Here is a 25,527-nt window from a genome sequence, read left to right as displayed (position 1 = left end):
GTATCCACTTCGCTCGAAAACGCTCTAGGCCGCGAGCTCGACGCGCGGGGCCGGGCTCAGCCGGTCTTCCTCGAGATAGTCCATCGCGCCGTCCTTCTCGACGGCATAGAACTGCTGGCCTTCGCGCGACTTGAAGGCGGCGCGAACGACGCCGCGGCGGCCCTTGTCACTGTTGACGACGTCCCCCAGCGAAAACTTCCTCATCTCACGTCCTCGTCTTCTGGCCGACTCCTTCGGCCACGGCGGGGATTTTGGAAGGCAAATCGTTAACGACTTGCTAACCATACGACTTTGCCTATGCTCGCCGCCGGTCGCGTGGGATCGCACCACGCATATGTTGCCTTTGAGCCGAGCCTTTGCCCAGGACGTGATTCTCATGACGCGATTTCCGACCCTCTTCCTGTCGCATGGCGGCGGCCCCTGGCCCTTCATGGAGGACCGGCGGGTGCAATATGCCAGGACCGCCGAGGAGTTCGGCCGGCTGCCGCAGCTTCTCCCGGAAAGGCCGAAGGCCGTGCTCGTCATCACTGGGCATTGGGAGGCCGACGCCTTCACCGTCTCGACCTCGGCGCATCCGCCGATGGTCTACGACTATTACGGTTTCCCCGAGCATACCTATCACCTCAAATATCCCGCGCCGGGCAAGCCGGAGCTTGCCGCGGAAGTGAGGGCGTTGCTCAAGCACGCCGGCCTCGATTGCCGGGAAGATCCCAATCAGGGTTTTGACCACGGCACCTTCGTCCCGCTCGGCCTGATGTATCCGAACGCCGACATGCCGATCGTGCTGCTGTCGCTGAAGTCTGCTTACGATGCGGCCGAGCACATCAAGGTCGGGGAGGCGATCGCATCGCTGCGCGACGAAGGCATCCTGATCGTCGGCAGCGGGCTCACCTATCACAACATGCGCGGCTTCAACCGGCCGGAGTCGAAGCCGGTCTCGTATGATTTCGAGGCTTATCTGAACGAGGCGATCAGCAACCCCGATGCGGCGCGCCGCAACGCGATGCTGGTCGACTGGGAGAACGCGCCGAGCGCGCGCCTGGCGCATCCGCGCGAGGACCATCTGCTGCCGCTGATGGTGGCGGCCGGGGCCGCCGGCAAGGATATCGGCAAGCGCGTCTTCGTCGACGAGGTCGCGGGCGTGGCGATGGCGTCGTATGTGTTTGGTGGGTGATTCTTCCTTCTCCCCTTGTGGGAGAAGGTGGCGCGAAGCGCCGGATGAGGGGTATCTCTCCGCACATTCAAATCGCGAGATGGACTCGCGGAGACAGACCCCTCACCCAAGCGAGCTTGCGTCTACCTCCGTCGCTGCCCTCTCCCACAAGGGGAGAGGGCGCATCAATGTGCATCTCGCTTCAAGAGCATGACAGATATTGAGTCGCGAACGCGGTGACCTTCTCCCACAAGGGGAGAAGGAAGAGGCGACCTCACCCGTACCTTAGCTTCATCACCAAAATGCCGCCGGCGAGCAGCATGGTGACGGCGTTCGAGGCGATCAGCGGGGCGTCGCCCGAGAGCAGGCCGTAGATGAGCCAGAGCGCCAGGCCCAGCACCATGACCAGGAACATGCCGAGCGAGATGTCGCCGGTGGAGCGGGTCTTCCACACCTTGATGGCTTGCGGCGCGTAGGCCACGGTGGTGCAGGTGGCGGCGGCAAAGCCGATCAGCTTGATCAATAACGGGTCCATGCGCGCTCTATAGCATGGATTCGACGTTGTGCTTCAAGCGCGGGCCGCCACGAGATCGCGATACAACGCGGCATAGTCGCCGGCGCGGTTGCGCCAGGAGACGTCGGTCGCCAGCCCGTTTCGTTGAAGCCGCCGCCAGGTCGTCTTGTCGTGGAAGGCGGTGTTGGCCTTGCGCAGCGTGCCGGCGAAGGCATCCGCCGTCACCGGGCCGAACTTGAAGCCGGTGGCATCGCGCCCCGATCTGTCGGCCTCGCCGATATCGACGATGGTATCCTCGAGGCCGCCGACGCGCGACACGATCGGCACGGCGCCATAGCGCAGCGCGCAGAGCTGGGTCAGGCCGCATGGCTCGAACCGCGACGGCACCAGGAGCGCGTCCGAGCCGGCCTGGATCAGATGCGCTAAAATCTCGTCATAGCCGATCACGACGCCGATCCGGCCGGGATTGGCGCGGGCGGCGGCCTGATAGCGCTCCTGGAGATCTCGGTCGCCGCTGCCGAGCAGTGCGAGCTGCATGCCTTCGCGCAAAATGGTCGGAATGGCCTCGAGCAGGAGATCGAGTCCCTTTTGCCAGGACAGGCGGCTGATGACGCCGAGCAGCGGCGCTTCGTCCGAGGAATCGAGATTGAACTGCTGCTGCAGCACCGCCTTGTTCGCTGCGCGGAACGTCAGGTCCTCCGCGCCGAAGCGATAGGCGATGTGCGCGTCGGTTTGCGGATTCCAGACTTCGGTGTCGATACCGTTGAGGATGCCGCTCAATGCGCCCGCGCGGGCGCGCAACAGGCCGCCGAGCCCCATGCCGCCTTCGTCGCTCTGGATTTCATGGGCGTAGGTCGGCGACACCGTGGTGATGCGATCGGCGAATTGCAGGCCGGCCTTCAGGAAACTGATGCCGCCGAAATATTCGAGGCCGTTGACGTCGAAGGAGCTCCACGGCAGGCCGATCGCGCCGATCAGCTCGTGCGCGAACTTGCCCTGATAGGCCATGTTGTGGATCGTCATCACGGTGCCCGGCCGCGGGCGGTTGTCATAGTGAAGGTAGGCCGGCGCGAGCCCCGCCTGCCAGTCATGGGCGTGCACGACATCAGGCACGAAGGTCGGAACGAGGCCGTGACCGATATCGGCCGCCACGCGCGACAGCGCCGCAAAGCGCACGCCGTTGTCCGGCCAGTCGACGCCCTCGGCGGTGACGTAAGGATTGCCCGGCCGCGCATAGAGATGCGGCACGTCGAGCACGAACAGGTCGAGCCCGTCACGGGAGCCGGCGAGCAGCCGGCCCGGTCCGCCGAAATAATCCGGCCAGCGGCGGATTTCCTCCGCGTCGGACACGAGCCGCATCACGTCGGGATAGCCCGGCATCAAGGTGCGCATCTCGACGCCATGCGCCTTCAGCGCAAGCGGCAGCGCGCCGGCGACATCCGCGAGGCCGCCGGTCTTGACGATGGGGTAGACTTCAGAGGCGACCGCGAGGACGCGAACAGGCGTCATGTATTGAGCCTGTCGATCATCGGCTGGGTGATCAGCGAGACGCCTTGCTCGGTGGTGCGGAAGCGCTTGGCATCGAGCTCGGGATCCTCGCCGATGACGAGGCCCTCGGGGATCTCGACGCCGCGGTCGATCACGACGTTCTTCAGCCGCGCGCCGCGCCCGACATTGACATAGGGCATGATCACGGCGTTCTCGACATTGGCATAGGAGTTGATGCGCACGCCGGTGAACAGCAGCGAGCGGCGCAGCGAGGCGCCGGAGATGATGCAGCCGCCGGAGACCAGCGAGCTCACCGCCTGGCCGCGCCGGCTCTCCTCGTCATGGACGAATTTCGCCGGTGGGGTGATCTCGGCATAGGACCAGATCGGCCAGGCGCGGTCGAACAGGTCGAGCTCCGGCACCACGTCGGTGAGGTCGATATTGGCGGCCCAATAGGCGTCGACCGTGCCGACGTCGCGCCAATAGGCGCGCTCGTCGCTGCCGGAGCGCACGCATGACGTCGAGAACTGGTGCGCGATGGCGCGGCCGTTCTTGACGATATAGGGAATGATGTCCTTGCCGAAATCGTGGTTCGAGTTCGGGTCTTCGGCGTCGCGCTTGAGCTGGTCGAACAGGAATTTCGCGTCGAACACGTAGATGCCCATGCTGGCGAGCGAGGTGTCAGGCTTGCCTGGCATCGGCGGCGGATCTTTGGGTTTTTCCAGGAACTGCTGGATCCAGCCGTTCTCATCGATATGCATGATGCCGAAGCCCGAGGATTCCGCGCGCGGCATCTCCAGGCAGCCGACGGTGACGTCGGCGCAGCTGTCGACGTGCTGGCGCAGCATCACCTCATAATCCATCTTGTAGATGTGGTCGCCGGCGAGCACGACGATGAAGCGGGCATTGTGCGACTCGATGATGTCGATGTTCTGGTAGATCGCATCCGCCGTGCCGACATACCACATGTTCTCGGACACGCGCTGGCTCGCGGGCAGGATGTCGAAGCTCTCGTTGCGTTCGGGGCGGAAGAAATTCCAGCCCATCTGAAGATGCCGGATCAGGCTGTGCGCCTTGTACTGGGTGGCGACCGCGATGCGGCGGATGCCGGAATTCACCGCGTTCGACAGCGCGAAATCGATGATGCGGGACTTGCCGCCGAAATAGACCGCGGGCTTGGCGCGCCGGTCGGTCAGCTCCAGCAGCCGGCTGCCGCGTCCACCAGCCAGGACGAACGCCAGCGCCTGACGCGCGAGCGGCTCATTACCCACGGCACTCATGCAATCCTCCCCACACCTCTGGCGCTTCGCGGGATGCGTCCCGGCCGCGCACCATTGGAACCGATAGTAACGGTACGAATAGTAAATCAGGAAGATGGTTGTTGGTTGCGAACGCGCGGGAAGCTTAATGCTTTGCCGTGGCCGTCGGGACCCGGCGCCGTCGTATCGGCGTCATATCCGCGATCCCCGACCAAAATTGAGGCATGCACCCGCTCTCTTGTGCGCCGCACGCAAAATCGAGGCTTTGACTTGGCGCAACGATGCCCGATCATAGGCCTGCGATCCTTTTTCCAAGCGAAACGTCAGACAGGGAGCAAGACGATGAGGATCTGGACAACGGCAATTGCCTGTTCACTGGCGGGCGCGGTCATGGTCGGCCAAATCGGGCAGACCGCAGCAGCCCCGCTGCCGACCAATGTCGCAGCCATGAAGTCTGCAGTCGGCGATGATGTCACGCAGGTCTATTGGCGCGGCCGTGGCTGGGGTGGCGGCTGGGGCTTTGGTGTCGGCGCCCTCGCGGCCGGCGCGATCATCGGCGGCGCCATCGCCGCTAGCGCGCCTTACGGCTACGGCTACTACGGCGGCGGACCGTATTATGGCGGCTATGGATATCCGGGCTACGGCTATGGCTATGCGCCGGCCTATTATGGTTACGGCTATGGACCGGGCTACGGCTATGGCGGCTACTACGCGCGTCCCCGCTATTATGGCTATCGGGTCTATCGTCCGTATTATGGCCCTCGCTACGGCTACTACCGGTCCTATTACCGCGGATATTGGTGAGCGCCTCGCGGAGCTAAAGCGAGAGCCACACGATCAGGCTCATGCAGGCGAAATGCGTGAGCACGATCGCGGCGAGATGCAGCGGGCCGGCTTTGAGGCGAGGCCTGTGCATCCCGCCGCTCCGCGCTAGTTCGATCCAGCCGCCGCGGCGGTGAAGCTGCGGTCGACGGCTTGGCTGACGTTGAGCGTCTTCGGCAGGATGCCGTAGTGTGTCGAGCGATCCGAGGCGGCCTGGATTTCCTTCACCACGTTCTCGTCGATCACGATCGGGCTGGTACGCTGCGCGCTATAGGCCGACAGCAGCACGTCTTCCGGCAGCTTGGTCAGCTCGGCTGTGTTCTTGGCGTATTCACCGAGGTGATCGAGCGACCACAGCCGCGCCTTGTTCAAGCGCTGCACCAGGTCCTGCACCGCCGCGCGCTTGGTGGCGATGGCGTTGTCGGAGGCGACGATGAAGGTGATGGTCGGCGTCAGTCCTTCACCGTCGGCGATCACGCGCGCCTTGTCCTTCAGCGTCGCGAAGGAGACATAGGGCTCCCACACCGCCCAGGCGTCGATCGAGCCGGCGACCAGCGCGATCTTGGCATCGACCGGGCCGAGCGGAGCGAAGGTCGCATCCTCCAGCTTGATCTGCGCCTTCTCCAGCGTCGCGTTGATCAGGAACTGGCCCCAGCCGCCACGCGTGCCGGCGAGGCGCTTACCCCTGAGATCGGCCGCCGACTTGATCGGCGAATCCTGGCGCACGAGGATGGCTTGCGTCTTCGCATCCGAGCGCGTGCCGCCGATCGCCTTGATCGGCGCGCCCGCCGCATAGACCGAGAGGAAGGAGAGGTCGCCGGTGTAGCCGACATCGAGCGCGCCGGCATTGAGCGCTTCGAGGATCGGCGCCGCTGCGGGGAATTCCGACCATTCGATCTTGTAGGGCAGGTCCTTTGCGTAGCCGGAGATCTCCAGCAGCGAACGGTTGCCGCCTTTCTGGTCGCCGACGCGCAGCACGACGGTGTCGGCCGCGAGCGATGCAGCCGCTGTCGATAGGGTGATGGCGGCGGCGAGCAGCGAGGTGGCGAGCCAGCGCGTGATGGAATGGTCGTTGGAGTTGATGCTCATGTGATCTGTCTTGTTGCTTGGCTCACGACGTGTGAGCGAGTGATGCAGCGAGACAGTCAAGTCTATGAGCGCGCGATGCCCAGTCAATGAAATGGCTATCCGTATTGCACGCGCGTTCGGCAAGGACGTTTCAGCGCAGCGCTGCTTTCGAGAACGCGTGCCGTGCGCGAGCGGAGATGCGCAGGAACGATGCAGGCCAGGGAGTCGCAGCGCATCCCTGCAGGGTGATGCTTCGACGAAAATCGTTTCACCGCGGTTCCGCGCGCTGGTGGAGAGATTGACTTTCCTTCGCGCCACATTCGAAATTCCATTTCATTGACGATGCTGCGACTGCGCCGCATGATTTGCGCATCGCATCAACGCGGCGCGGAAAGCGCCGACGAAGAATATTCTCTCAACGCAGCTCCCGACGGAACATGCGCAACGCAATGCGCTGCGCGAACGGCGGAGCTGTGCCAACTCAGGAGCGGGGCTGATGGACAACGACAACAAGCGCGGCGGATCGGGCCTCGACCGGCGTCATTTGCTCCAGGCGGGGTTGGCTGCGGCATTCGCCGCGCCGCTTGGTGCCTTTGGTGCGGCTCAGGCCTTAGCGCCGCGCGCGATCGCGACCGGCGTCGACTTCTCGGAGTTTCCGCTGTGCCGCACGGCCTCCGACGCGCCCGCGCTCACCGGCGCGCCGCGCAAGCTGAAACTGTCGTGGAATGCCGGTGCCGTCTGTCTCGCGCCGGTGCCGGTTGCCATCGAGCACGGCTTCTTCCAGAAGCACAATCTCGACGTCGAGCTCATCAACTATTCAGGCTCGACCGACCAGCTGCTCGAGGCCATCGCGACCGGAAAGAGCGATGCCGGCCTCGGCATGGCGCTGCGCTGGCTGAAGCCGCTGGAGCAGGGCTTTGACGTCAAGATCGCCGCCGGCACCCATGGCGGCTGCATGCGCGTTTTGACCCGCGCCGATTCCAACGTGAGCAAGCTTGCCGATCTCAAGGGCAAGATCGTCGCGGTCGGCGATCTCGCCGGTCCCGACAAGAACTTCTTCTCGATCCAGCTGGCAAGGCTCGGCATCGATCCGGTCAAGGACGTCGACTGGCGCGCCTATCCCGGCAATCTGCTCAATGTCGCCGTCGAGAAGGGCGAGGTTCAGGCGTTCCTGTCGTCCGATCCGCTCGGCTATCTCTGGCTCAAGGACAGCCAGTACAAGGAGGTTGCATCCAATCTCGACGGCGAATATCGCGACAAGAGTTGCTGCATTCTCGGCCTGCGCGGGAGTCTGGTGCGCGAGGAGCCGCAGGTGGCGCGCGCGCTGACCCAGGCGCTGCTCGACGCCGCGATGTTCACCGCGCAGAATCCGGCCGTGACGGCAAAGTCGTTCCAGCCCTACGCACCGAAGACGGCGACGCTCGCCGATATCGAGGGCATGGTCCGCTACCACACCCACCATCATCATCCCGTCGGCGATGTGCTCAAGCGCGAGCTCAAAGCCTATGCCGACGATCTCAAGAGCGTGCAGGTCTTCAAGCAGAGCACCGACACGGCCAAATTTGCGGAGCGCATCTATGTCGACGTATTCGCTGTCTGACGGCCTCGCCTCCGGCGCGCCACGCACCTCGCGTGCGCCGCTGCTGACGACCTGGCTCCGGGAATCCGGCGTTGGTGTACTCGCCAGCATTGCCTGGATCGCCTTTGGTCTCTCCTGCCTGTGGTGGGAGGATGTCGGCGACTGGTCGCGCACGCACTCGCTCGGCATTGCCGCTTTCGTCATCGCGGCCGTCGCGTTGTTCGGGACGGTGGGTGCCGATTATCTCGGCTCGGCGGGGAAGGCCTTGCACAAGCGTGCGCCGTGGCTCGTTGCGCTCGGCGCTTTCCTGACCGTGTGGGAGATCGCGACGGCGAAATTCGCCTGGCTGCCGCTGCCGTTCTTTCCGCCGCCGCAGTCGATCATCGAGGTCTATACCGACGACTTGCCAAAGCTGCTCGACAGCGTCTTCGCCTCGGTCAAGCTTCAGCTCGGCGGCTATCTGATCGGCGCGACGATCGGTTTCCTGACCGGCGTCTCGATCGGCTGGTCGCGCGCGGTCGGCTATTGGGTGCATCCGGTGCTGCGCTTCATCGGTCCGCTGCCGGCGACGGCCTGGCTGCCGATCGCCTTCTTCACGTTTCCCTCGAGCTGGAGCGCCTCGACCTTCCTGATCGCGCTGGCGACGGGCTTTCCCGTCACCGTGCTGACCTGGTCGGGCGTCGCGAGCGTCAGCAACGCCTATTACGACGTCGCGCGCACTTTAGGGGCAAAACCGTCGTTCCTGGTGCTGAAGGTCGCAATCCCAGCCGCGCTGCCGCATGTCTTCGTCGGCCTGTTCATGGGGCTCGGCTCGTCCTTTGCCGTGCTCGTCGTCGCCGAGATGATCGGCGTCAAGGCCGGGCTCGGCTGGTACCTGCAATGGGCGCAGGGCTGGGCCGCCTACGCCAACATGTATGCGGCGCTGATCGTGATGTCGCTGCTCTGCTCCGGCGCGATCACGCTGCTGTTCTCGATTCGCGATCGCCTCTTGGTCTGGCAGAAGGGGACCGTCAAATGGTAGCCACAGCTCTCGCCGAAGCCGTGACGCATCCGGCCGCGGGCGCCGCGCTCGACATCGAGCAGGTCAGCCACGCCTTCGACATCGATGGCGCCGAGCTGCCGGTGTTGAGCGATGTCAGCATCTCGGTCGAACCGGGCGAATTCGTCGCGCTGCTTGGCCCGTCCGGCTGCGGCAAGTCGACCCTGCTGCGGCTGGTCGCCGGGCTCGACAAGCCCAAAGCAGGAAGGCTGCGGGAGGACGAGGACCGGATCCGAAGTCCGCATCCTTCGCGCGTCGTCGTGTTCCAGGATCCGACCCTGTTTCCCTGGCGGTCGGTCTGGGACAACGTCGCCCTGGGCCTCGAGGCCCAGGGCATCCTCAAGGCCCAGCGTCACCGCGTCGACGCCGCGCTCGATCTCGTCGGGCTGTCGTCCTTCCGCAATGCCTATCCGCACCAGCTTTCCGGCGGCATGGCGCAGCGCGTCGCGCTGGCGCGTGCGCTGGTCAACGATCCCAAGATCCTCATTCTCGACGAGCCGCTGGGAAAACTGGATTCGCTGACCCGCATCACGATGCAGGCCGAGATCGTCTCGCTCTGGCAGCGCAAGGGGTTTACGACCCTGCTGGTGACGCATGATGCCGAGGAAGCGCTCGTCCTCGCTAACCGTGTCATCGTGTTCAGCGAGCGTCCCGCGCGCGTGAAGGCCGACATCCGGGTCGATCGTCCGTATCCGCGCCATCGCGGCGATCCATATCTCGCCGATCTGCGCCGCCAGATCCTCGGCCTGTTGGGGCTGGATGCCACATGGTGACCTCCGTAGCCAAGGGCCGCACGGCTCACAGCGAACCCGACTACATCACCCGCGCCGAGGCGTTGGCCGAAGGTTTTGCCACGCGCGCGGCCGAGCACGACCGCACCGGCAGTTTTCCGTTCGAGAATTTTCGCGAGCTCTCGGAAGCCGGCCTGCTGTCGCTGACGGTGCCGGCGGCCCATGGCGGCGGCGGAGCGGGCGCGCGATACGCCGCGCGCGTCATCGGCGTCCTCGGCAAGGCCGATCCGTCGACCGCGCTGGTGCTGTCGATGCACTACATCAATCATCTCGTCATGGCGCGCAGCACGACCTGGCCGGCGCGGCTGTCGCGCAAGCTCGCGCGCGAGAGCGTCGAAGGCCTTGCGCTCGTCAACGCGCTTCGGGTCGAGCCCGAGCTCGGCTCGCCCGCGCGCGGCGGCCTGCCGGCAACGATCGCGCGGCGTACGGAAACCGGCTGGCGCCTCTCCGGCCACAAGATCTATTCGACGGGATCGCCGATCCTGAAATGGTACCTGGTCTGGGCGCGGACCGACGAGGCCGAGCCGCGCGTCGGCCAGTTCCTGGTGCCGGCGGGCCTGCCGGGCACGCGTATCGTCGAGACCTGGGACCATCACGGCCTGCGCGCCAGCGGCAGCCACGACGTCATCTTCGACGACGTCGTGATCCCGCTGGATGCCGAGGTAGATGTCCGCAAGCCCTCGGAGTGGCGCGCGCCCGATGTCGCGCAGGCGACCGTTCATACGGTCTTCGTCGCCGCGATCTATGACGGCGTCGCCCGCGCGGCGCGCGACTGGCTGATCACGTTCCTGAAACAGCGCGTTCCCGCCAGCCTCGGGGCGCCGCTCGCGACTTTGCCGCGCGCGCAGGAGATTCTCGGTGCGATCGAGGCGCGGCTCGCGGTCAACGCGCGGCTGATCGAGACGTTCGCCCGCGACTTCGATGATGGGGTCCAGCTGTCCGCCGGCGAATCCAACGTGATCAAGCTGACGGTGACCAATAATGCCGTCGCAGCGATCGAGGATGCCTTGTCGCTCACCGGCAATCACGGCCTGTCCCGCACCAATCCACTGGAGCGGCACTATCGCGACGTGCTGTGCGGCCGCGTGCACACGCCTCAGGACGATTCCACTCGCATCGGCCTCGGCCGCGCCGCATTGGGCCTCTAGCTTTTCCGGAAAACAATCAGGGAGACGATCATGTCGATCGAGTTCATCGGCTTCATCAGCAACAACAATTCGTCCGAAACCGTCGTCCGCGAAGGTCCGATCCTCAATCCCACCCACATCGATACGGTGGCGAAGGCGCATGAGAACGCCGGTTTTGATCGGGCGCTGCTGGCGTTCCACTCGACGACGCCGGATGCGCTCCAGGTCGCGCAGCACGTGTTGAACCACACCGAGCGCCTCAACGTGCTGATCGCGCAGCGGCCCGGCTTCACCGCGCCGACATTGCTGGCGCGTCAGTTCGCGGTGCTCGACCAGTTTTCCCGTGGCCGCGTTGCGCTCCATGTCATCACCGGCGGCAACGCCACCGAGCTCCGGCAGGACGGCAATACGCTCGACGACAAGGACGAGCGCTACGCCCGCACCTCCGAATTCCTCGACGTGCTCAAGCTGGAATGGACCAGCGACAAGCCGTTCAGCTACAAGGGCAAGTACTACCAGGTCGAGAACGCCTTCTCGCAGGTGAAGCCGTATCGTCCCGAAGGCATCCGCGTCTATTTCGGCGGCGCCTCGGACGCGGCGATCGACGTCGCCGGCAAGCACGCCGACACCTTTGCGCTGTGGGGTGAGTCCTATGCGCAGGTGCGCGACGTCACCTCCCGCGTGCACAACGCGGCGGTCCGGCAGGGGCGGCCGACGCCGCGCTTCAGCCTCTCGGTGCGGCCGATCATCGCCCCGACCGAGAAGCTGGCCTGGGAAAAGGCGGAAGAGATTCTGGCGCGCGCCACTGCGCTGCAGGACAAGACGGGGTATCGCAAGCCCGCCGACGGCCATGCCACCGCCGGCGCGCGGCGCCTGCTCGCGCTGGCCGACCAGGGCAGCCGGATCGACAAGCGGCTCTGGACCGAGATCGCAAAGCTCACCGGCGCTAACAGCAACACGACCGCGCTTGTGGGTACGCCCGAGCAGGTCGCCGAGGTCTTCGGCGACTATTACGACCTCGGCATCAGCCATTTCCTGATCCGTGGCTTCGATCCGCTGATCGATGCCATCGAATATGGCCGCGAGCTGATCCCGCTGACGCGCGAGCTGGTTGCCAAGCGCCAGGTGGTTCGCGGCGAGGCGGCAGAATGATCCGCCTCATGCTGGCCGGCGCGCTGCTGTTCGGTTCGCTCGAGCTGGCGGCGGCGCAAACCACCCTGCGCGTCGGGGACCAGAAGGGCAATGCGCAGGCCGTGATGGAAGCGGCAGGCCAGCTCAAGGATGTGCCGTACAAGATCGAGTGGAAGGAGTTTCCGGCGGCAGCGCCGCTGCTGGAGGCGCTGAGCGCCGGCGCGATCGAGACCGGCCTCGTTGGCGACGCGCCCTTCACCTTTGCTGCCGCCTCCGGCGCGCCGGTGAAGGCGATCGCCGCGATCCGGCAGACGCGCGAGGGGCTCGCGATCCTCGTGCCGGAGAATTTGCCGATCAAGAGTTTTGCCGATTTGCGCGCTAAGAAGATCGCAACCGGCCGCGGCTCGATCGGCCATCAACTGATCCTTGCCGCGCTGGAGAAGAACGGCTGGAGTGCGAGCGACGTGCAGATCGCATTCCTCGCGCCCTCCGACGCCAAGATCGCCTATACGCAGGGCTCGGTCGATGCGTGGTCGACGTGGGAACCGTATGTCAGCCAGGAGGAGGTGCTGTTCAGGTCGCGCCGCATCATCACGTCGGAAGGCCTCACGCCGGGCCTGAGCTTCCAGGTGGCGCGGCCCGACGCTATCAGGGACAAGCGCGCGGAGCTGACCGACTTCATCCGCCGCCTCACCGCGGCGCGGGCGTGGTCGCTGAACAATGTCGACAGCTACGCCGCGACCTGGGGCAAGCTGATGAACATCCCGACCGCCGTGCCGCAGAACTGGCTGTCGCGCGCAAAGATCCGGATCGCGCCGATCGATGACGGCGTGGTCGCGGACGAGCAGAGCACCATCGACCTCTATTTCCGCTGGGGCCTGATCAAGCAGAAGCTCGATGCAGCGGAGATCGTCGACCGCTCGTTCGCGGATGCGATCGGGAAGGCGGGATTGTAGCGCGCGCTTCACCCTCTCCCCTTGTGGGAGAGGGTGGCTCGCCGCGCCAGCGGCGAGACGGGTGAGGGGTTCTCTCCGCGTCCTCATCTCTCGCGGTCGAACTCGCGGATAGATACCCCTCATCCGGCGCTTGCGCCACCTTCTCCCACAAGGGGAGAAGGAAGAAACGCTCTCACGGGGACCTCAAGGACTCGTGAGGAGAGGCGGTGGCTTCCAGCGCAGTCGCCTTCCTCGAAATATTCCTTCTGCATTTCGCGCTGACGACAACACCCTCATTGCTATTTGCGCCGCCTCCCTTGCGCCGCGCGTCATCCCCGCAAAAATCAATCCGACGACCACATCGGGAGATCGGCCATGGGCCTGCAAGAAACAAAAATCGAATCGCTTCCCTTCGTCACCGCCGAACTCAACTATCTCGCGCCGACAACGGCCAAGCCGCGTACCTACGCCTTCGATCCGCCGCCGGGTGAGTCCAAGAGCACGTCGCTGCCGGAGCCGCACCAGGTCCCGATCTTCGATGCGCGGCTGATCGCGCAAAATTTCTCGCTGGATCGCGAGGGCTTTGCGCTGGTGCGCCACCCGACGCAGGTGAAGGACTATTACAACGACGAGGAAATCCGCAGCGTCTACTATCCCGCCGTCGAGGCCTTCCTGCGCGCGACGCTGAAGGCTGACCGCGTCTTCATCTTCGATCACACCGTGCGCAAGCGTGTCGAAGGTGCGCCAGATATTCGCGACGGCGGCCCGCGTCAGCCGGCAACGCGCGTCCATGTCGATCAGACCATCACGTCCGGTGCCAACCGCGTCTGCGAGCACCTGCCTGACGAGGCCGAGGAACTGCTGAAGGGCCGCGTGCAGGTGATCAATCTCTGGCGGCCGATCCGCGGCCCCTTGCGCGATTCGCCGCTCGCCATGGCTGATGGCACCACGGTCGCGCCCGACGATCTCGTCGCCTCCGACCTGATCTATCCGAACCGTCGCGGCGAGACCTATTCGGTGAAATACAATCCGAACCACCGCTGGTTCTATGTCCCCGAGATGACGCCGGACGAGGCGCTGCTGCTGAAGTGCTACGATTCCGCAACCGACGGCCGCACCCGCTTCGGGCCGCATACCGCGTTCGTCGATCCGACCACGCCGGCCGATGCCGCACCCCGTGAGAGCATCGAGGTCCGCACGCTGGTGTTCCACCGGCAGTAACAAACTGTGATGGCCCTGCCGGCATCTCCCGGCAGGGTTCCTGGAACCTGAGGGAACAAAGCGACGTTTGCAGCGCCGGGCGGGGCCAACCGGGAGCGGTGCCGTGCGCGCGCAGACGACTCTATTGCTTGGTCTCGTGACTTCATCCCTTGCGTTCATCTCCGTTGCAAAAGCCGAAAGCGGGCTTGCCTCCTATTACGGATATGGAAAGGCCGGCAGAGGCGAAATGACCTGCGCCCACCGCACACGCCCGTTCGGCAGCGTGCTCAGGGTGTCCTACAGCGGGCGCACGATCCAGTGCCGCGTCAACGATCGCGGTCCCTTCATCCGCGGCCGTATCGTCGATCTCTCGGTGCCGGCCGCCCGCGCGCTCGGCATGATGAGCGCGGGCGTGGTGCGCGTCTCGGTGGATTAGCCCTCCGGGCGCGCTATAGTGCCGCCCAAAGCAGGGGGGCGCTATGGCTGGGATCAGGGTGGGACTCGTCGGCTGCGGCTTCGTGTCGGAGCTGCACATGTATGCGTTCCGGCGCGTCTATGGCGTGGACGTCGAGGTCGCGGCGGTCGCTGCGCGCGGCGACAAGGTCGTCGCGTTCGCCCGGCATCACAATATCCCGCGTGTTTATAGGAGCTTCGCCGAGCTGATCGCGGACGGGGAGCTCGACGTCATCGACATCTGCACGCCGCCGAACCTTCATGCGGAGATGATCGTCGCCAGCATGCAGGCCGGCAAGCACGTGATCTGCGAAAAGCCCTTTGCGGGCTATTTCGGCCGCGAGGGGGACCCGCAGCCGATCGGCAAGCACGTGCCGAAGGCGCTGATGTATGAGCGCGTGATCGAAGAGATGGACAGGACGCGGGCTGCGATCGAGCGCACCGGAAAACTCTTCATGTATGCCGAGGACTGGATCTACGCGCCGGCGGTGACCAAGACCGCGGAGATCATCAAGGCGACGAAAGACAAGATCCTGTTCATGAAGGGTGAGGAGAGCCATTCCGGCTCGCACGCCGCGCACGCGGCGCAATGGGCGATGACCGGCGGCGGCTCGCTGATCCGCATGGGCTGCCATCCGCTCTCGGCCGTGCTGTATCTGAAGCAGGTCGAGGCCAGGGCGCGCGGCGAGAGCATCCATGTCGCCAGCGTCACCGGCGATGTCGGCAACGTCACCGCCGTGCTCAAGCCGGAGGAGCGCGCCTACATCAAGGCCAATCCCGTCGATGTCGAGGACTGGGGCACGCTCACGGCCACCTTCTCAGACGGCACCAAGGCCACCGTGTTCTCCGGCGACATGATCATGGGCGGCGTGCGCAATCTGATCGAGACCTACACGTCAGGCGGCTCGCTGTTCGCCAACATCACGCCGAACAATCATCTGATGAGCTATCAGACCAGCGAGGAGAAGCTCGCGAGCGTCTACATCACCGAAAAGGTCGACCGCAAAACCGGCTGGCAATATGTCTGCCTCGAGGAGGAATGGACGCGCGGCTATCTGCAGGAGATCCAGGACTTCATGGAATGCGCCGCGACCGGGCGCCAGCCGCTGTCGGATCTCGCGCTGGCCTACGAGACGATCAAGGTGAACTATGCAGGGTACTGGGCGGCGGAGGAAGGAAGAAGGGTGGTGCTGTAACGAGCGCTCTTACCGCCGGTACTCGCATTGCTTCTCCCACAAGTGAAGGGGTCCGAGCGATACTGTCGTCTACCAGGCCCCGACGGCCATCATGATCGCAATGGTCATGCAAGAGAGGCAGGCGATCGACGCAGTATAGAATTCGGGTGTGTTCAATGTTGCCTCCTGAAAAACGTCTCCCTTCCTGAAATGTTGCCGACGCCAGGAGGGGCGTCTATTTCTTGACGCGCTTCGCCTCTGCCTCGTGCGACGCGTCTGTCTCAGTGACGCCGTCCGGATCAGAGCGATTGTCCGCTGCCCGCGAGAGCTCGGGATGCTTGCCCGTGAGCAGAAGCTGTTTGCGCATCTCGGCGAGGCGGGCGCGGCAAAATTCCTTGTAGAGCAATTCGAATATGGCGGGCATTTTCACCCCCATCGCTGGAATTCACGATCTGAAAAATTTCTGATCCCACCAGGATGGCTCCACAGTGCGAGCCGGTCCTGCGCGCGATGATCGTGCGCCAGGAATCGAACCGGGGCGTGAAAACAGCGTGAAACGAAATGACGGTGGGTAAGAGAGCACCGAACGAGGGGGATATGTACACGAAATATCAGTGAGAGGTTCGCGCGTCACGAGAACCTCTCACCCGTCTCGCCGATCTGGCGAGCAACTCACCACAACAGGCAGAACGCCCCCGTCGCTTACGCCCCGTAGGTCGAGCCCTTCGGCAGCGGGAAGACCGGGTCCTGCGTCTTGATGTTGGTCGGCCACACCACCGAGATGTGCTCGCCCGCGTTCTGCATCACCACCGGCGTCGAGCGTTCGTTCTGGCCTGACAGAGGCGTGCCCGGCGGGAAGAACTTTACGCCATAGCCCTGGATGGTGCCGCCGGCGGGGATGTCGACGTCGAGTGCGGCCTTGCGGATCGCCTCGGGCTCGAAGCTGCCGTATTTCTCCTTGGCGACCGGCAGCACGTTGTTGAGCAGCACCCAGGTCTGGTTGAAGCCCATCGAGCAATGCGGCGGCACGTCGGTGGCGCCGGTCTTGGCTTTGTAGCGCGTCACCATCGCGTTGATCAGATCGCCGATACCCGGCGCGAGCTTTGCCGGATCGAGCAGCTGCGCCGGCACCGGATCGATATTGCAGAAATTGTCGATGTCGGGGCCGAAGGTGGCACGCAGCTTGTCGAGCTGGCTGTAGCCCGCGCCGGCGCCGAACAGCATCTTGAAGCGCAATCCGCTCTCGCGGGCCTGGCGCAGGAACAGGGTGATGTCGGGGTTGTAGCCCGCATGCGAGATCACGTCGGCCTTGGCGCGTTTGATCTTCGTGACCAGCACCGAGAGGTCGGGCGCAGCGGCCGAATAGCCCTCGCGAAGCACCACCTGGATGCCGGCCTGCTTGGCATAGGCCTCGTCGGCGGCGGCGACGCCGACGCCGTAGGGGCCGTCCTCGTGGATCAGCGCAACCTTGACGTCCTTGGGGTCCATGCCGAGCTTTGCCTGCGCATGTTCGGCGATGAAGCTCGCGAAGGCCTGGCCATACTGGTCCGAATGAATCTGCGCGCGAAACACGTATTGCAGGTTCTTGTCCTTGAACACGGCGGTCGAGACCGCGGTCGTGATCCAGAGGATCTTCTTCTGCTGCTCGACCTTGGCCGCGAGTGGCACCGCATGCGAGCTCGCATAGACGCCGTTGAGGATGTCGATCTTCTCCTGACTGATCAGGCGTTCAGCCTCGTTGATCGCAACGTCGGGTTTGCTCTGGGAGTCCGCGGCGACCGGCACGATCTTGGTCTTGCCGCCGACACCGCCTTTCTCGTTGACGAGATCGATCGCGATCTGCGCGCCGATTGACGAGGCAACCGAGCCGCCGGCGGCGAAGGGGCCGGTGAGGTCGTAGATCAGGCCGATCCGCAAATTCTCGGCCTGCGCCTGGGCCCTGGTCCAATCGAGGCTGAGCGTGGCGGCGGCAGCCGCCGTACCCTTCAGCAGCTGCCTGCGTGAAGTCGGCATCCTATCCTCCCTCAAAACCGTCTTATGATTGGTTGTTATTTTTTGCGAAGTATTGGGAGGCGGGTGAGGAAAGTCAACATCGCCCAAGGTCGATAGGCGCCGGTGAGGGCACACCGCATCTGCGAAAGACAAGGAAAAGGCCCACCGCTCCCCGCGGAGCGATGGGCCTGACGTCGGTGCGAGCCGGTTACTGCGAGAGCTTCACGAAGTTCGGAAACTTCATCTTGCCTTCGGCGATCTTCTCGGGCCAGACCACGACCTGCTTACCGTCCTGCCACTGGAAGACGAGACCGGTCACCGTGCCCGCGCCGGACTTGATGCCGTGGGTGAACTCGTCGTTCTTGCCGTAGAACTGGATCTGGCCGATCGTGCCCTCGTAGTCGGTCTTCTCGAGCTCGGCGACCATCTTGTCGGGATCGGTCGAGCCGGCGCGTTTGATCGCGTCGGTGATGATGTAGACCTCATCATAGGCGGTGTAGCCGGTATAGGCCGGCGGCGATCCGAACTTGGCCTTGAAGGCGGCCGCGAACGGTTTTGTCTTGGAGGTCACGGCGACGTCGGGCGTCGCCACCGCGAGCGACGGGATGCCGTCGGCGGCGCCATTGGTGTCCTTCCAGAAGGTCGGGCTCAGCGCCTGCGCGCTGATGCCGAACATCGGGATCGGCACCTGCTGGTTCTTCCACTGCACCGTCGGCTGCACGCCGACATGCGAGATGCCGGTCACGATCACGTCGGGCTTCTTGCCCTCGATGTTGTTGAAGATCGGCGTGAAGTCCGTGGTATCGGGCGAGAAGCGCACATGCTCGACGACCTTCAGCCCGGCCTTCGGCAAACAGGCCTCGTAGCCGACGTCGAGCGGCTTGGTCCAGGCGGCGTCCTCGCTCATGATCGCGACGGTCTTGAACTTGAGCTTGTCGACCAGGAGATCCTTGGCGGCGTCGCAGACGAGCTGGGCCTGGGCGGCCGAGGTCAGGTAGCCGTGGAAGGTGTACTTGTTCTTCTCATAGTCGTTGTGGATCGCCTTGGTGATCTCGTTGGAGGCGGCGCCCGGCGTGATCAGCGGCATCTTCAGCCGCGCCGCCCAGGGCTCCAGCGCCAGCACGACCTCGCTGATGTAACTCGCGATCACCGCGGAGACCTTGTCCTCGCTCACCGCGCGCTGGAAGGCGCGCACGGAATCGGCCGACGAGCTCTTGTTGTCATAGGTGACGATCTCGACCTTGCGGCCGAGGATGCCGCCCTTGGCGTTGATCTCGTCGGCGGCGATCTGCGCGCCGCCCGGCGTCGCCGCGCCCGCGATCGACTGCACCTCGGCAATGATTCCGATCTTGATCGGATCGCTCGACTGCGCGTAGGCGGGGGCCGCAAGGCACAGCGCCAGTGCGGAGGCGAGGACGCCGCCGCTCAGAGTTGAAGATCGCATGGTCGTTTCCTTTCTATGCTTTTTGTTGATGTCGAGGACTTACAGAAAATCGGCGCCGGCTTCGCTGGCGAAGCGGCCGGGATCGCCCTCCCAGACGATCCTGGCGTGTTCGAGCACATAGACGCGGTCGGCGTGCGGTAGCGCGAAGGTCACGTTCTGCTCGCCGAGCAGCACCGTGATCGCCGTGGTCTGCCGCAGTTTTGTGAGTGCCTTGGACAATTGCTCGAGGATGACGGGGGCAAGGCCCAGCGTCGGCTCGTCCAGGATCAGGATCTGCGGCTGCATCATCAGCGCGCGGCCGATCGCGAGCATCTGCTGCTCGCCGCCCGATAGCGTCTGCGCCATCTGGCCCTGGCGCTCTTTGAGGATCGGGAACAGTTCGAACAGCCAGGCGAGCTGCGCGGCGCGCTTGTCGTCGGACAGATGCTGGCCGCCGAGATCGAGGTTCTCCCGCACGCTCATCTCGCCGAACAGCTCGCGCGATTCCGGACATTGCACGAGGCCGCTGCGGGCGATCTTCGCCGGGCTGGTGCCGCGCAACTTGTTACCGCCGCGCACGATCTTGCCGCTATAGGGCAGGAAGCCAGAGATGGTGTTGAACAGCGTGGTCTTGCCGGCGCCGTTGAGGCCGACCACGGAGACGAACTCGCCCTCGTGGACGTGGATCGAGACGTTCTCCAGCGCCTGCGCCTTGCCATAGAACACGCTGACATTCTCGACCTGGAGCAGCGGCACCTTATCCCTAAAGCTGGTCTCGGGCCGGGCATGGGTCTCGATGGCGCCGCCGAGATAGACTCGGCGCACGGTCTCGTTTCGCATGACGTCCTCGGCCTTGCCGGTGACGATCTCCTCGCCGAGATACATCGCGAGCACGCGGTCGACGAGCGCGGCGACGCTCTTGACGTTGTGGTCCACCAGCATGACCGCGCGGCCGTCATCGCGAAAGCTGCGGATCAGGTCGGAGAAGATGTCGACCTCGGCCCGCGTCAGCCCGGCGAAGGGCTCGTCCACCAGCACGACCTTGGGATCGCGGGCGATGGCTTTGGCAAGCTCGAGCCGGCGGAGGTCGGCGAAGGGCAGCGTCGGCGGGCGGCGGTTCATGACGTTGCCTAGGCCCACGCGCTCGGCGATCCATTTGGCGCGCTCGACCAGCGCCTTGTCCGGAAACAGCATGAACAGGCTGTCCGGCAGCAGCGCCACCATGATGTTCTCCAGCACGGTCTGCCGGTTTAGCGGCCGCGAGTGCTGGAACACCATGCCAAAGCCCTTGCGCGCGATTTTGTGCGCGGGCAGGCCGGCGACGTCCTCGCCTTCGAAGATCACTTCGCCCGAGGTCGGGCGCTCGATGCCCATCACGCTCTTCATCGCGGTCGACTTGCCCGAACCGTTCGGCCCGATCAGGCCGAAGATCTCGCCGCTGTTGACCTCGAAGCCGAGGTTCTTCACGGCGGTCAGGCCGCCGAAGCGCTTGGTCAGGCCGCGGACTTCGAGCACGGCCCGGTTTGAAAGCCTCATATCCATCACGAGCGAGCCTCGCGCGAGAGGGCCGCCCCTAAGAAGCCGCCGGGGAAGAACAGCACGACGAGCAGCGCGACCGCCGAGACGATGAAGGTGGCGAGCTCGCCGGTGGGCCTTAAGAACTCGCCGGCGACGATCAGGAAGATCGCACCCAGCGCCGCGCCGAGCACGGTGCGCCGGCCGCCGAGCACGGCGGAGACGATGACATTCACACCGACCGCGACGTCGACTACGGTGCCGACCGAGGCGGTGCCGAAGTAGAACACCAAGAGTGCGCCAGAGAGCCCCGAGAAGAATGCAGAGACGATGAAGGCCGCGAGCTTGTGCTTGACGATGTTGAAGCCGAGCGCGCCGGCCTGCACCGGATCCTGGCCGCTCGCCTGGAGCACGAGTCCAACAGGCGATTGCGACAGGCCGTAGAGGATCGCCGCTGAAATCGTCATGAAGCCGAGTGCGATCCAGTAATTCGTCCCGGCATTGATGCTGATGACGTCGGGGATGGTGAGCCCGATCTCACCGCCAGTGAGGTCGGCGAACACGACGATGAAGTTCTGCAGCATCAACACCGCGACCAGCGTGGTCAGGCCGAAATAGGGGCCGCGCACCCTGAGCGCCGGCAGCGCCAGCACGAGCCCCGCGACGACGGAGGCGAACGCGCCGAGCACGATGCAAGCATAGACCGACCAGCCGAACTGGGCGTTCAGGATGCCGGCGGTGTAGGCGCCGACGCCGATCAGGAAGGTCGGGCCGAAGTTCACTTCGCCGGCAAAGCCGAACAGGAGGTCCCAGGCCATCGCGAACACGCCGAAATAGAAGGCGACGGTGAGTAGGCCCAGCACATAGCCGGAGACGTAGAGCGGCAGCGTCGCCGCGATCACGACGAGCGCCAGAGAGATGAAGAACAGGCGCGAGGTAAAGAAGCCGGCCATCTCAGCGCCTCCCCAGAAGGCCCTGGGGCCGGATGTACATGACAAACACGAGCAGCAAGAGCGCCGGGATGGTGCGGTACGCCGGCGAGAGCAGGTAGGCGGTGAGCGTTTCGAGATAGCCGACCACGAAGGCGGCGATCAGCGAGCCGGAGACACTGCCGAGGCCGCCCAGCACGACGATCGAGAACGCGCTCGCGGTCAGCGGGCCGACGCTGTAGGAGCTGACGCCTAAGAACATGCCGAGCAGCACGCCGGCAATGCCGGCGAGGATGCCGTAGATCGCCCAGACCACGATGTAGATGTTGGTGAGCTCCAGCCCGAGCAGGGTGACGCCGCGTGGGTTCATCGAGGCCGCGAGCACCGCCTTGCCGGTGCGGGTGCGGTTCACCAGCAGCCAGAGCAGCGCGATCACGAGGCAGCACACGATGGCGGTGAAGATCTCGTTGCGCGGCGTGCGCACGCCGAGCATCTCGACCACGCCCTCGACGATCGGCAGCACGGTCTTGGCGTTGTTGGTGAAGAAATAGGCGATCAGCTCCTGGATCATGATGCCCCAGAGCAGCGTCCCCGTAAGGACGAAGATCTCCTTCTCCTCGTTCGGGATGCGCCGGGAATCCTGGATCGGCTTCACCACCGCGAAATAGGTGGCAAACGCCGTGAGGAGCGCAACGCCGACGCCGATCAGCGCGCCGGCATAGGTGCCGACACCGAGGATGCTGGCGGCGGCCCAGGCGGCGACGGCTGCCGCCACCATGATGGCCCCGTGGGAGAGATTGAGGACGCCCGAGACGCCAAAGATCAGCGTGAAGCCGGTGGCACCGAGGGCGTAGAGCGCACTGATGGCAAAGCCATCGATCAATATCTGGAAAGCTCGCATAGATGATTGGCCAGGCAGACGAGCTGCCTCCTTGAGGGAGAAGGTGCTGTATGGAGCGCACGTGAATGCTGCCGGGCTCGCGCCCGGAGAGCAGTCCCGATCAGCCTGTGATGGGTTCGATGAGGCTCGGAAGCCAGACGTTGGCCTTTGCGCCGGCCTTTGCAACGTCCTTCGGTGCGCCGGTCGCGGCCGTGTCGCACGCCATATGCAACGCAACAGAGAGTCGTTTCTTCATCTTGTTCTTCTCCCTTTGAACAGGCCTCTTGTGAGCCATTGTGTCGCGACTATACCGGCCGAGACTTTCTCGGCAAGTGAAACTGCATTCAGGATTGTGAGAGGCGGACTAAAGTTGAGAGCTTGCGCAATTTGCAGGCAGAATAGATGCGCGACATCCATTGCGCGCGCAGGCATGCAGATTCCGTCGATGGGTATGCGTGAGTATCAACGGCTGCGAGCGATCGGCGAGCCGTGATGTCGTCAAGCGGTTCAGCGTGCTTGCAGCAGGGATGGATCGAGCGGTGTCAGCCGGGTGGGATCGAAGGGCGACAAATCAACCTCGCGCGTTGCGCCTTCAGTGATCAACTCGGCCAACGCTTCTCCGGTGGCGGGGGCATTGAGGATGCCCCAGACATTGTGTCCGGTCGCAACATAGAGGCCTTCGCTGTAAGGCACCTTGCCGATCAGCGGCAAGCCGTCCTGCGTCACCGGACGGAAACAGGCCTGCTGCGCGATGATCCTTTCGGGACGGAACAGCGGCGACAGCCGCTCGGACATGGTTTGCAGCCGCGCGATCGCATCAACGTCGGGCGTCACGGCGGCGGGATCGAGCGGCAGCGCCGCGATGTCGGAAAGAGCCGTGATGTGCGTGCTGCCGTCGGCACGCGGGAAGACCTCGATCGACACCGCGCTGCCGTCTTCCTCGCATTCCAGGAATAACGCCTCGGCCGGCACGTCGGCGGCGGTGTCGTAGACGATGCTCGGGCTGCGCTGGCCGTAGACGGCGGGCAGGCTCATCCATTGCGCCGCGAGCAGCGACCACGGTCCCATCGCGATCACGATGGCATCCGCCGCGACGACGCTGCCTTCGACCTCGACACCCGTCGCACGATCGCCATCGCGCACGATGTCGGTGATGCGTCCGGCGCGAAGCGTGGCGCCTTGCGCGAGGGCCGCATTCATCACCGCCCACGTGAACTTGCGGGGATGAACGATCGCAGTCGTCTTCGCCGTGCCGATGCGCTGTGCGATGACGACGCCGTCGCTGAGCCAACCAAGTGCGGATGGTGCATCCCGGCGCGCGTCGCCGTCGGACGCAACGAAGCCGCTATAGGCAGTCATCGGCCGGTAGCCCCAGTCGCCCGCGATCTCCTCCGGCAGTTGCCTGTGAAGCGCAAAGCTGCGCCGGGCCAGCGCATCGAGCGGCGTGCCGGCGCACCAGTCCTGCGCCAGGAAGCCGCCGGCCTTGCCGGACGCTGCGGCCGCGACCTCGGTCCGCTCCACGACAGTCACGTCGATGCCGCGGCGGCGCAGGAAATAAGCCGTGCAGGCCCCGATCACACCGCCGCCGCAGATCACAACGCGCATGCTCTCTCCCTTGTCGCTCCCGCGGCTCGCGACTTCATCAGGTGTGCCGCGTTTCAAAATGTTTCACGTGGGCGTCACACCCGGTGGATACGTTCACTGCGGCAATTTGAAGCCGCAGGTGGGGCTTCTTCTCATTTTCGTAGATCGGGTTTGGCGCAGGGCAACTCAACGTTGCTGCCTGCGGTGAGCCGTGTTTTGTCCAAAGCTGCTCTGGGGAGAGACCATGACGAGACTTGGTGAAGGGAAGTCGGAAGGCGTCTACGGCAAGCTGCGCAAGATGAGCTTTCTCGTGCTTGCAGTTTGCCTTGCGATTTTTTCGGTCGTCAGCGTGCGCGCTGACGATGATGACCGGGGCAGGGGAGGCGAGAGCCGGGCTTATGCCATCGGGCTGTGGGGCGATCTGCCGTATTCCGACCTCCAGGCGCAGGTCGGCGTGCCGAATCTGATCGCCGACATGAACGACCAGAAGCTGGTCTTCACGGTGCATGATGGCGACCTGAAAGCCGGCAGCGGCACGCCGGGATCCGTGACCCCTACAACGTGCAGCGACGCTCTCTATCAGCAGGGGCTCAAATATTTCAACTCCCTGAAGTCGGCTGCGATGGTGACCCCCGGCGACAATGACTGGACCGACTGCGATCGCCCGGCGAACGGCTCGTTCAACTCGCGCGACAGGCTCGACTACGAGCGGAAGATTTTCTTCAGCACCGACTATTCCCTTGGGCAGCGGCCGATCAAGCAGCAGGTGCAGCATGACAAGCTGTGCCTCGATCACAACAACCAGCTGACCGGCTGCGTCGAGAACCGCCGCTGGATCATGAAAGGTGTGGTCTACGCCACACTCAACATCCAGGGATCGTGCAACAATCGTTGCGATACGCTCCCCGACGATGCCGAATGGGCCGCGCGCAACAACGCCAATATCCTCTGGATGCAGCAGACCTTCGAGGTCGCGAGAACATATCGCGCCGCGGCCATCATGTTCATCTCGCAGGCGGACCCGGGCTGGGATCAGTCGGACGGAACCCGCGCGCCGTTGCGTGATCCGAAGACGCTTGCGCAAACGGACGCCAATCCGGATGGCTTCCAGGCTTTCTTGGTTGCGCTGCGCGATGAGGTGGTCGCCTTCGGCAGGCCCGTCGCCTACGTTCATGGCGACTCGCATTACTTCCGTATCGACCGGCCATTTCTCGATGCCAAGGGCCGGCGGCTGGAAAACTTCGTCCGCGTCGAGACCTTCGGCGACAACCAGGCGAACGGCAACAACGACGTGCATTGGCTGAAGGTGTTCGTGGACGACCGCAGCCGCGAGGTGTTCGCGTTCCAGCCGCAGATCGTACCCGCCAATCGGACCGCTGTGCTGGCGCCGCCAAAGCGTGGCGATGATTAGCGGGCCATACCGCCTCCGGTGATGACCTCGGCTGAGGTCAGCCTGGGGCGGTCAGATCG

25 protein-coding genes are annotated in these 25,527 nt (G+C 64.6%); 12 read left to right on the top strand and 13 right to left on the bottom strand.

Annotated features, from left to right (window positions below; genetic code table 11):
* Positions 1-24: 24 nt before the first annotated feature.
* Positions 25-204 carry a hypothetical protein gene (locus JQ635_RS12765; RefSeq protein WP_018640802.1) on the bottom strand — a complete coding sequence of 60 codons (180 nt, stop codon included), beginning with the start codon at positions 202-204 and terminating at the stop codon, positions 25-27.
* Positions 205-376: 172 nt separating this feature from the next.
* Between JQ635_RS12765 and JQ635_RS12760 the strand changes: the two genes are divergently transcribed.
* On the top strand, positions 377-1,174 hold the full coding sequence (locus tag JQ635_RS12760; RefSeq protein ID WP_211410200.1) for a DODA-type extradiol aromatic ring-opening family dioxygenase: 798 nt from the start codon (positions 377-379) through the stop codon (positions 1,172-1,174).
* Between the two features lie 253 nt (positions 1,175-1,427).
* Here JQ635_RS12760 and JQ635_RS12755 read toward each other — a convergent pair whose 3' ends face one another.
* From JQ635_RS12755 to glgC, 3 genes are read right to left on the bottom strand one after another with little or no spacing between them, the layout of a single operon-like run.
* Positions 1,428-1,688, bottom strand: coding sequence for a SemiSWEET transporter (locus JQ635_RS12755; RefSeq protein WP_100174567.1), 261 nt, complete (start codon positions 1,686-1,688; stop codon positions 1,428-1,430).
* Between the two features lie 33 nt (positions 1,689-1,721).
* Positions 1,722-3,176 (bottom strand): glycogen synthase GlgA, encoded by a 1,455-nt coding sequence (gene glgA, locus JQ635_RS12750; RefSeq protein WP_211410199.1) that lies wholly within the window; start codon positions 3,174-3,176, stop codon positions 1,722-1,724.
* Positions 3,173-4,435: a glucose-1-phosphate adenylyltransferase gene (gene glgC, locus JQ635_RS12745; RefSeq protein WP_211410198.1), complete on the bottom strand. Its 1,263-nt coding sequence runs from the start codon at positions 4,433-4,435 to the stop codon at positions 3,173-3,175. The genes glgA and glgC overlap by 4 nt, the downstream gene beginning before the upstream one ends.
* Before the next feature lie 321 nt (positions 4,436-4,756).
* Between glgC and JQ635_RS12740 the strand changes: the two genes are divergently transcribed.
* Entirely contained in the window at positions 4,757-5,218 is a 462-nt protein-coding gene (locus JQ635_RS12740; RefSeq protein ID WP_211410197.1) for a hypothetical protein, read from the top strand.
* 126 nt (positions 5,219-5,344) lie between these two features.
* Here the strand turns inward: JQ635_RS12740 and JQ635_RS12735 are convergent, their stop codons facing one another.
* Complete coding sequence (locus tag JQ635_RS12735; RefSeq protein WP_211410196.1) at positions 5,345-6,325, bottom strand: ABC transporter substrate-binding protein; 981 nt, start codon at positions 6,323-6,325, stop codon at positions 5,345-5,347.
* A gap of 475 nt (positions 6,326-6,800) precedes the next feature.
* Between JQ635_RS12735 and JQ635_RS12730 the strand changes: the two genes are divergently transcribed.
* From JQ635_RS12730 to JQ635_RS12690, 9 genes are all read left to right on the top strand, one after another.
* Positions 6,801-7,904: an ABC transporter substrate-binding protein gene (locus tag JQ635_RS12730; RefSeq protein ID WP_211410195.1), complete on the top strand. Its 1,104-nt coding sequence runs from the start codon at positions 6,801-6,803 to the stop codon at positions 7,902-7,904.
* Positions 7,882-8,904, top strand: coding sequence for an ABC transporter permease (locus tag JQ635_RS12725; protein WP_211410194.1), 1,023 nt, complete (start codon positions 7,882-7,884; stop codon positions 8,902-8,904). The genes JQ635_RS12730 and JQ635_RS12725 overlap by 23 nt, the downstream gene beginning before the upstream one ends.
* Positions 8,898-9,695 (top strand): ABC transporter ATP-binding protein, encoded by a 798-nt coding sequence (locus tag JQ635_RS12720; RefSeq protein ID WP_211410193.1) that lies wholly within the window; start codon positions 8,898-8,900, stop codon positions 9,693-9,695. The genes JQ635_RS12725 and JQ635_RS12720 overlap by 7 nt, the downstream gene beginning before the upstream one ends.
* On the top strand, positions 9,689-10,861 hold the full coding sequence (locus JQ635_RS12715) for an acyl-CoA dehydrogenase family protein (protein WP_211410192.1): 1,173 nt from the start codon (positions 9,689-9,691) through the stop codon (positions 10,859-10,861). The genes JQ635_RS12720 and JQ635_RS12715 overlap by 7 nt, the downstream gene beginning before the upstream one ends.
* 30 nt (positions 10,862-10,891) lie before the next feature.
* Positions 10,892-11,992, top strand: a complete 1,101-nt coding sequence (locus tag JQ635_RS12710) for an LLM class flavin-dependent oxidoreductase (protein WP_211410191.1) — start codon at positions 10,892-10,894, stop codon at positions 11,990-11,992.
* Positions 11,989-12,927 (top strand): ABC transporter substrate-binding protein, encoded by a 939-nt coding sequence (locus JQ635_RS12705; protein ID WP_211410190.1) that lies wholly within the window; start codon positions 11,989-11,991, stop codon positions 12,925-12,927. Before JQ635_RS12710 ends, JQ635_RS12705 begins: the two co-directional genes overlap by 4 nt.
* A gap of 354 nt (positions 12,928-13,281) precedes the next feature.
* Positions 13,282-14,127, top strand: coding sequence for a CmcJ/NvfI family oxidoreductase (locus JQ635_RS12700; RefSeq protein WP_211410189.1), 846 nt, complete (start codon positions 13,282-13,284; stop codon positions 14,125-14,127).
* 103 nt (positions 14,128-14,230) lie between these two features.
* Positions 14,231-14,542, top strand: a complete 312-nt coding sequence (locus tag JQ635_RS12695) for a septal ring lytic transglycosylase RlpA family protein (RefSeq protein WP_211410188.1) — start codon at positions 14,231-14,233, stop codon at positions 14,540-14,542.
* A 43-nt stretch (positions 14,543-14,585) separates the two neighbouring features.
* Positions 14,586-15,755, top strand: coding sequence for a Gfo/Idh/MocA family protein (locus JQ635_RS12690; RefSeq protein WP_211410187.1), 1,170 nt, complete (start codon positions 14,586-14,588; stop codon positions 15,753-15,755).
* Between the two features lie 214 nt (positions 15,756-15,969).
* Here the strand turns inward: JQ635_RS12690 and JQ635_RS12685 are convergent, their stop codons facing one another.
* The 8 genes from JQ635_RS12685 to JQ635_RS12655 form a co-directional block, all read right to left on the bottom strand.
* On the bottom strand, positions 15,970-16,170 hold the full coding sequence (locus JQ635_RS12685) for a hypothetical protein (protein ID WP_211410186.1): 201 nt from the start codon (positions 16,168-16,170) through the stop codon (positions 15,970-15,972).
* A gap of 266 nt (positions 16,171-16,436) precedes the next feature.
* On the bottom strand, positions 16,437-17,747 hold the full coding sequence (locus tag JQ635_RS12680) for an ABC transporter substrate-binding protein (RefSeq protein ID WP_211410185.1): 1,311 nt from the start codon (positions 17,745-17,747) through the stop codon (positions 16,437-16,439).
* 187 nt (positions 17,748-17,934) lie between these two features.
* Positions 17,935-19,170 (bottom strand): ABC transporter substrate-binding protein, encoded by a 1,236-nt coding sequence (locus JQ635_RS12675; protein ID WP_211410184.1) that lies wholly within the window; start codon positions 19,168-19,170, stop codon positions 17,935-17,937.
* 39 nt (positions 19,171-19,209) lie between these two features.
* A complete protein-coding gene (locus JQ635_RS12670) occupies positions 19,210-20,691 on the bottom strand; it encodes an ATP-binding cassette domain-containing protein (RefSeq protein ID WP_211410236.1) in 1,482 nt (493 codons plus the stop codon).
* Positions 20,691-21,617: a branched-chain amino acid ABC transporter permease gene (locus tag JQ635_RS12665; RefSeq protein ID WP_211410183.1), complete on the bottom strand. Its 927-nt coding sequence runs from the start codon at positions 21,615-21,617 to the stop codon at positions 20,691-20,693. The genes JQ635_RS12670 and JQ635_RS12665 overlap by 1 nt, the downstream gene beginning before the upstream one ends.
* A 1-nt stretch (position 21,618) precedes the next feature.
* Positions 21,619-22,494, bottom strand: coding sequence for a branched-chain amino acid ABC transporter permease (locus tag JQ635_RS12660; RefSeq protein WP_211410182.1), 876 nt, complete (start codon positions 22,492-22,494; stop codon positions 21,619-21,621).
* Between the two features lie 100 nt (positions 22,495-22,594).
* Entirely contained in the window at positions 22,595-22,729 is a 135-nt protein-coding gene (locus tag JQ635_RS39210) for a hypothetical protein (RefSeq protein WP_283826652.1), read from the bottom strand.
* Positions 22,730-22,980: 251 nt separating this feature from the next.
* Entirely contained in the window at positions 22,981-24,078 is a 1,098-nt protein-coding gene (locus JQ635_RS12655) for an NAD(P)/FAD-dependent oxidoreductase (RefSeq protein WP_211410181.1), read from the bottom strand.
* Positions 24,079-24,301: 223 nt separating this feature from the next.
* On the opposite strand from JQ635_RS12655, the gene JQ635_RS12650 reads away from it, so the two are divergent.
* Positions 24,302-25,468, top strand: a complete 1,167-nt coding sequence (locus JQ635_RS12650) for a hypothetical protein (protein ID WP_246583480.1) — start codon at positions 24,302-24,304, stop codon at positions 25,466-25,468.
* The last annotated feature ends 59 nt before the right edge of the window (positions 25,469-25,527 follow it).

It is taken from the genome of Bradyrhizobium iriomotense (genome assembly GCF_018130765.1).
Lineage (GTDB): Bacteria > Pseudomonadota > Alphaproteobacteria > Rhizobiales > Xanthobacteraceae > Bradyrhizobium > Bradyrhizobium iriomotense_A.
This window is presented reverse-complemented; position numbering and strand designations above follow the sequence as displayed.

Coding starts and splice junctions, on each gene's coding strand:
- JQ635_RS12765 (WP_018640802.1), bottom strand. CDS start 204: ATGAGGAAGTTTTCGCTGGGGGACGTCGTCAACAGTGACAAGGGCCGC.
- JQ635_RS12760 (WP_211410200.1), top strand. CDS start 377: ATGACGCGATTTCCGACCCTCTTCCTGTCGCATGGCGGCGGCCCCTGG.
- JQ635_RS12755 (WP_100174567.1), bottom strand. CDS start 1,688: ATGGACCCGTTATTGATCAAGCTGATCGGCTTTGCCGCCGCCACCTGC.
- glgA (WP_211410199.1), bottom strand. CDS start 3,176: ATGACGCCTGTTCGCGTCCTCGCGGTCGCCTCTGAAGTCTACCCCATC.
- glgC (WP_211410198.1), bottom strand. CDS start 4,435: ATGAGTGCCGTGGGTAATGAGCCGCTCGCGCGTCAGGCGCTGGCGTTC.
- JQ635_RS12740 (WP_211410197.1), top strand. CDS start 4,757: ATGAGGATCTGGACAACGGCAATTGCCTGTTCACTGGCGGGCGCGGTC.
- JQ635_RS12735 (WP_211410196.1), bottom strand. CDS start 6,325: ATGAGCATCAACTCCAACGACCATTCCATCACGCGCTGGCTCGCCACC.
- JQ635_RS12730 (WP_211410195.1), top strand. CDS start 6,801: ATGGACAACGACAACAAGCGCGGCGGATCGGGCCTCGACCGGCGTCAT.
- JQ635_RS12725 (WP_211410194.1), top strand. CDS start 7,882: ATGTCGACGTATTCGCTGTCTGACGGCCTCGCCTCCGGCGCGCCACGC.
- JQ635_RS12720 (WP_211410193.1), top strand. CDS start 8,898: ATGGTAGCCACAGCTCTCGCCGAAGCCGTGACGCATCCGGCCGCGGGC.
- JQ635_RS12715 (WP_211410192.1), top strand. CDS start 9,689: ATGGTGACCTCCGTAGCCAAGGGCCGCACGGCTCACAGCGAACCCGAC.
- JQ635_RS12710 (WP_211410191.1), top strand. CDS start 10,892: ATGTCGATCGAGTTCATCGGCTTCATCAGCAACAACAATTCGTCCGAA.
- JQ635_RS12705 (WP_211410190.1), top strand. CDS start 11,989: ATGATCCGCCTCATGCTGGCCGGCGCGCTGCTGTTCGGTTCGCTCGAG.
- JQ635_RS12700 (WP_211410189.1), top strand. CDS start 13,282: ATGGGCCTGCAAGAAACAAAAATCGAATCGCTTCCCTTCGTCACCGCC.
- JQ635_RS12690 (WP_211410187.1), top strand. CDS start 14,586: ATGGCTGGGATCAGGGTGGGACTCGTCGGCTGCGGCTTCGTGTCGGAG.
- JQ635_RS12685 (WP_211410186.1), bottom strand. CDS start 16,170: ATGGGGGTGAAAATGCCCGCCATATTCGAATTGCTCTACAAGGAATTT.
- JQ635_RS12680 (WP_211410185.1), bottom strand. CDS start 17,747: ATGCCGACTTCACGCAGGCAGCTGCTGAAGGGTACGGCGGCTGCCGCC.
- JQ635_RS12675 (WP_211410184.1), bottom strand. CDS start 19,170: ATGCGATCTTCAACTCTGAGCGGCGGCGTCCTCGCCTCCGCACTGGCG.
- JQ635_RS12670 (WP_211410236.1), bottom strand. CDS start 20,691: ATGGATATGAGGCTTTCAAACCGGGCCGTGCTCGAAGTCCGCGGCCTG.
- JQ635_RS12665 (WP_211410183.1), bottom strand. CDS start 21,617: ATGGCCGGCTTCTTTACCTCGCGCCTGTTCTTCATCTCTCTGGCGCTC.
- JQ635_RS12660 (WP_211410182.1), bottom strand. CDS start 22,494: ATGCGAGCTTTCCAGATATTGATCGATGGCTTTGCCATCAGTGCGCTC.
- JQ635_RS39210 (WP_283826652.1), bottom strand. CDS start 22,729: ATGAAGAAACGACTCTCTGTTGCGTTGCATATGGCGTGCGACACGGCC.
- JQ635_RS12655 (WP_211410181.1), bottom strand. CDS start 24,078: ATGCGCGTTGTGATCTGCGGCGGCGGTGTGATCGGGGCCTGCACGGCT.
- JQ635_RS12650 (WP_246583480.1), top strand. CDS start 24,302: ATGACGAGACTTGGTGAAGGGAAGTCGGAAGGCGTCTACGGCAAGCTG.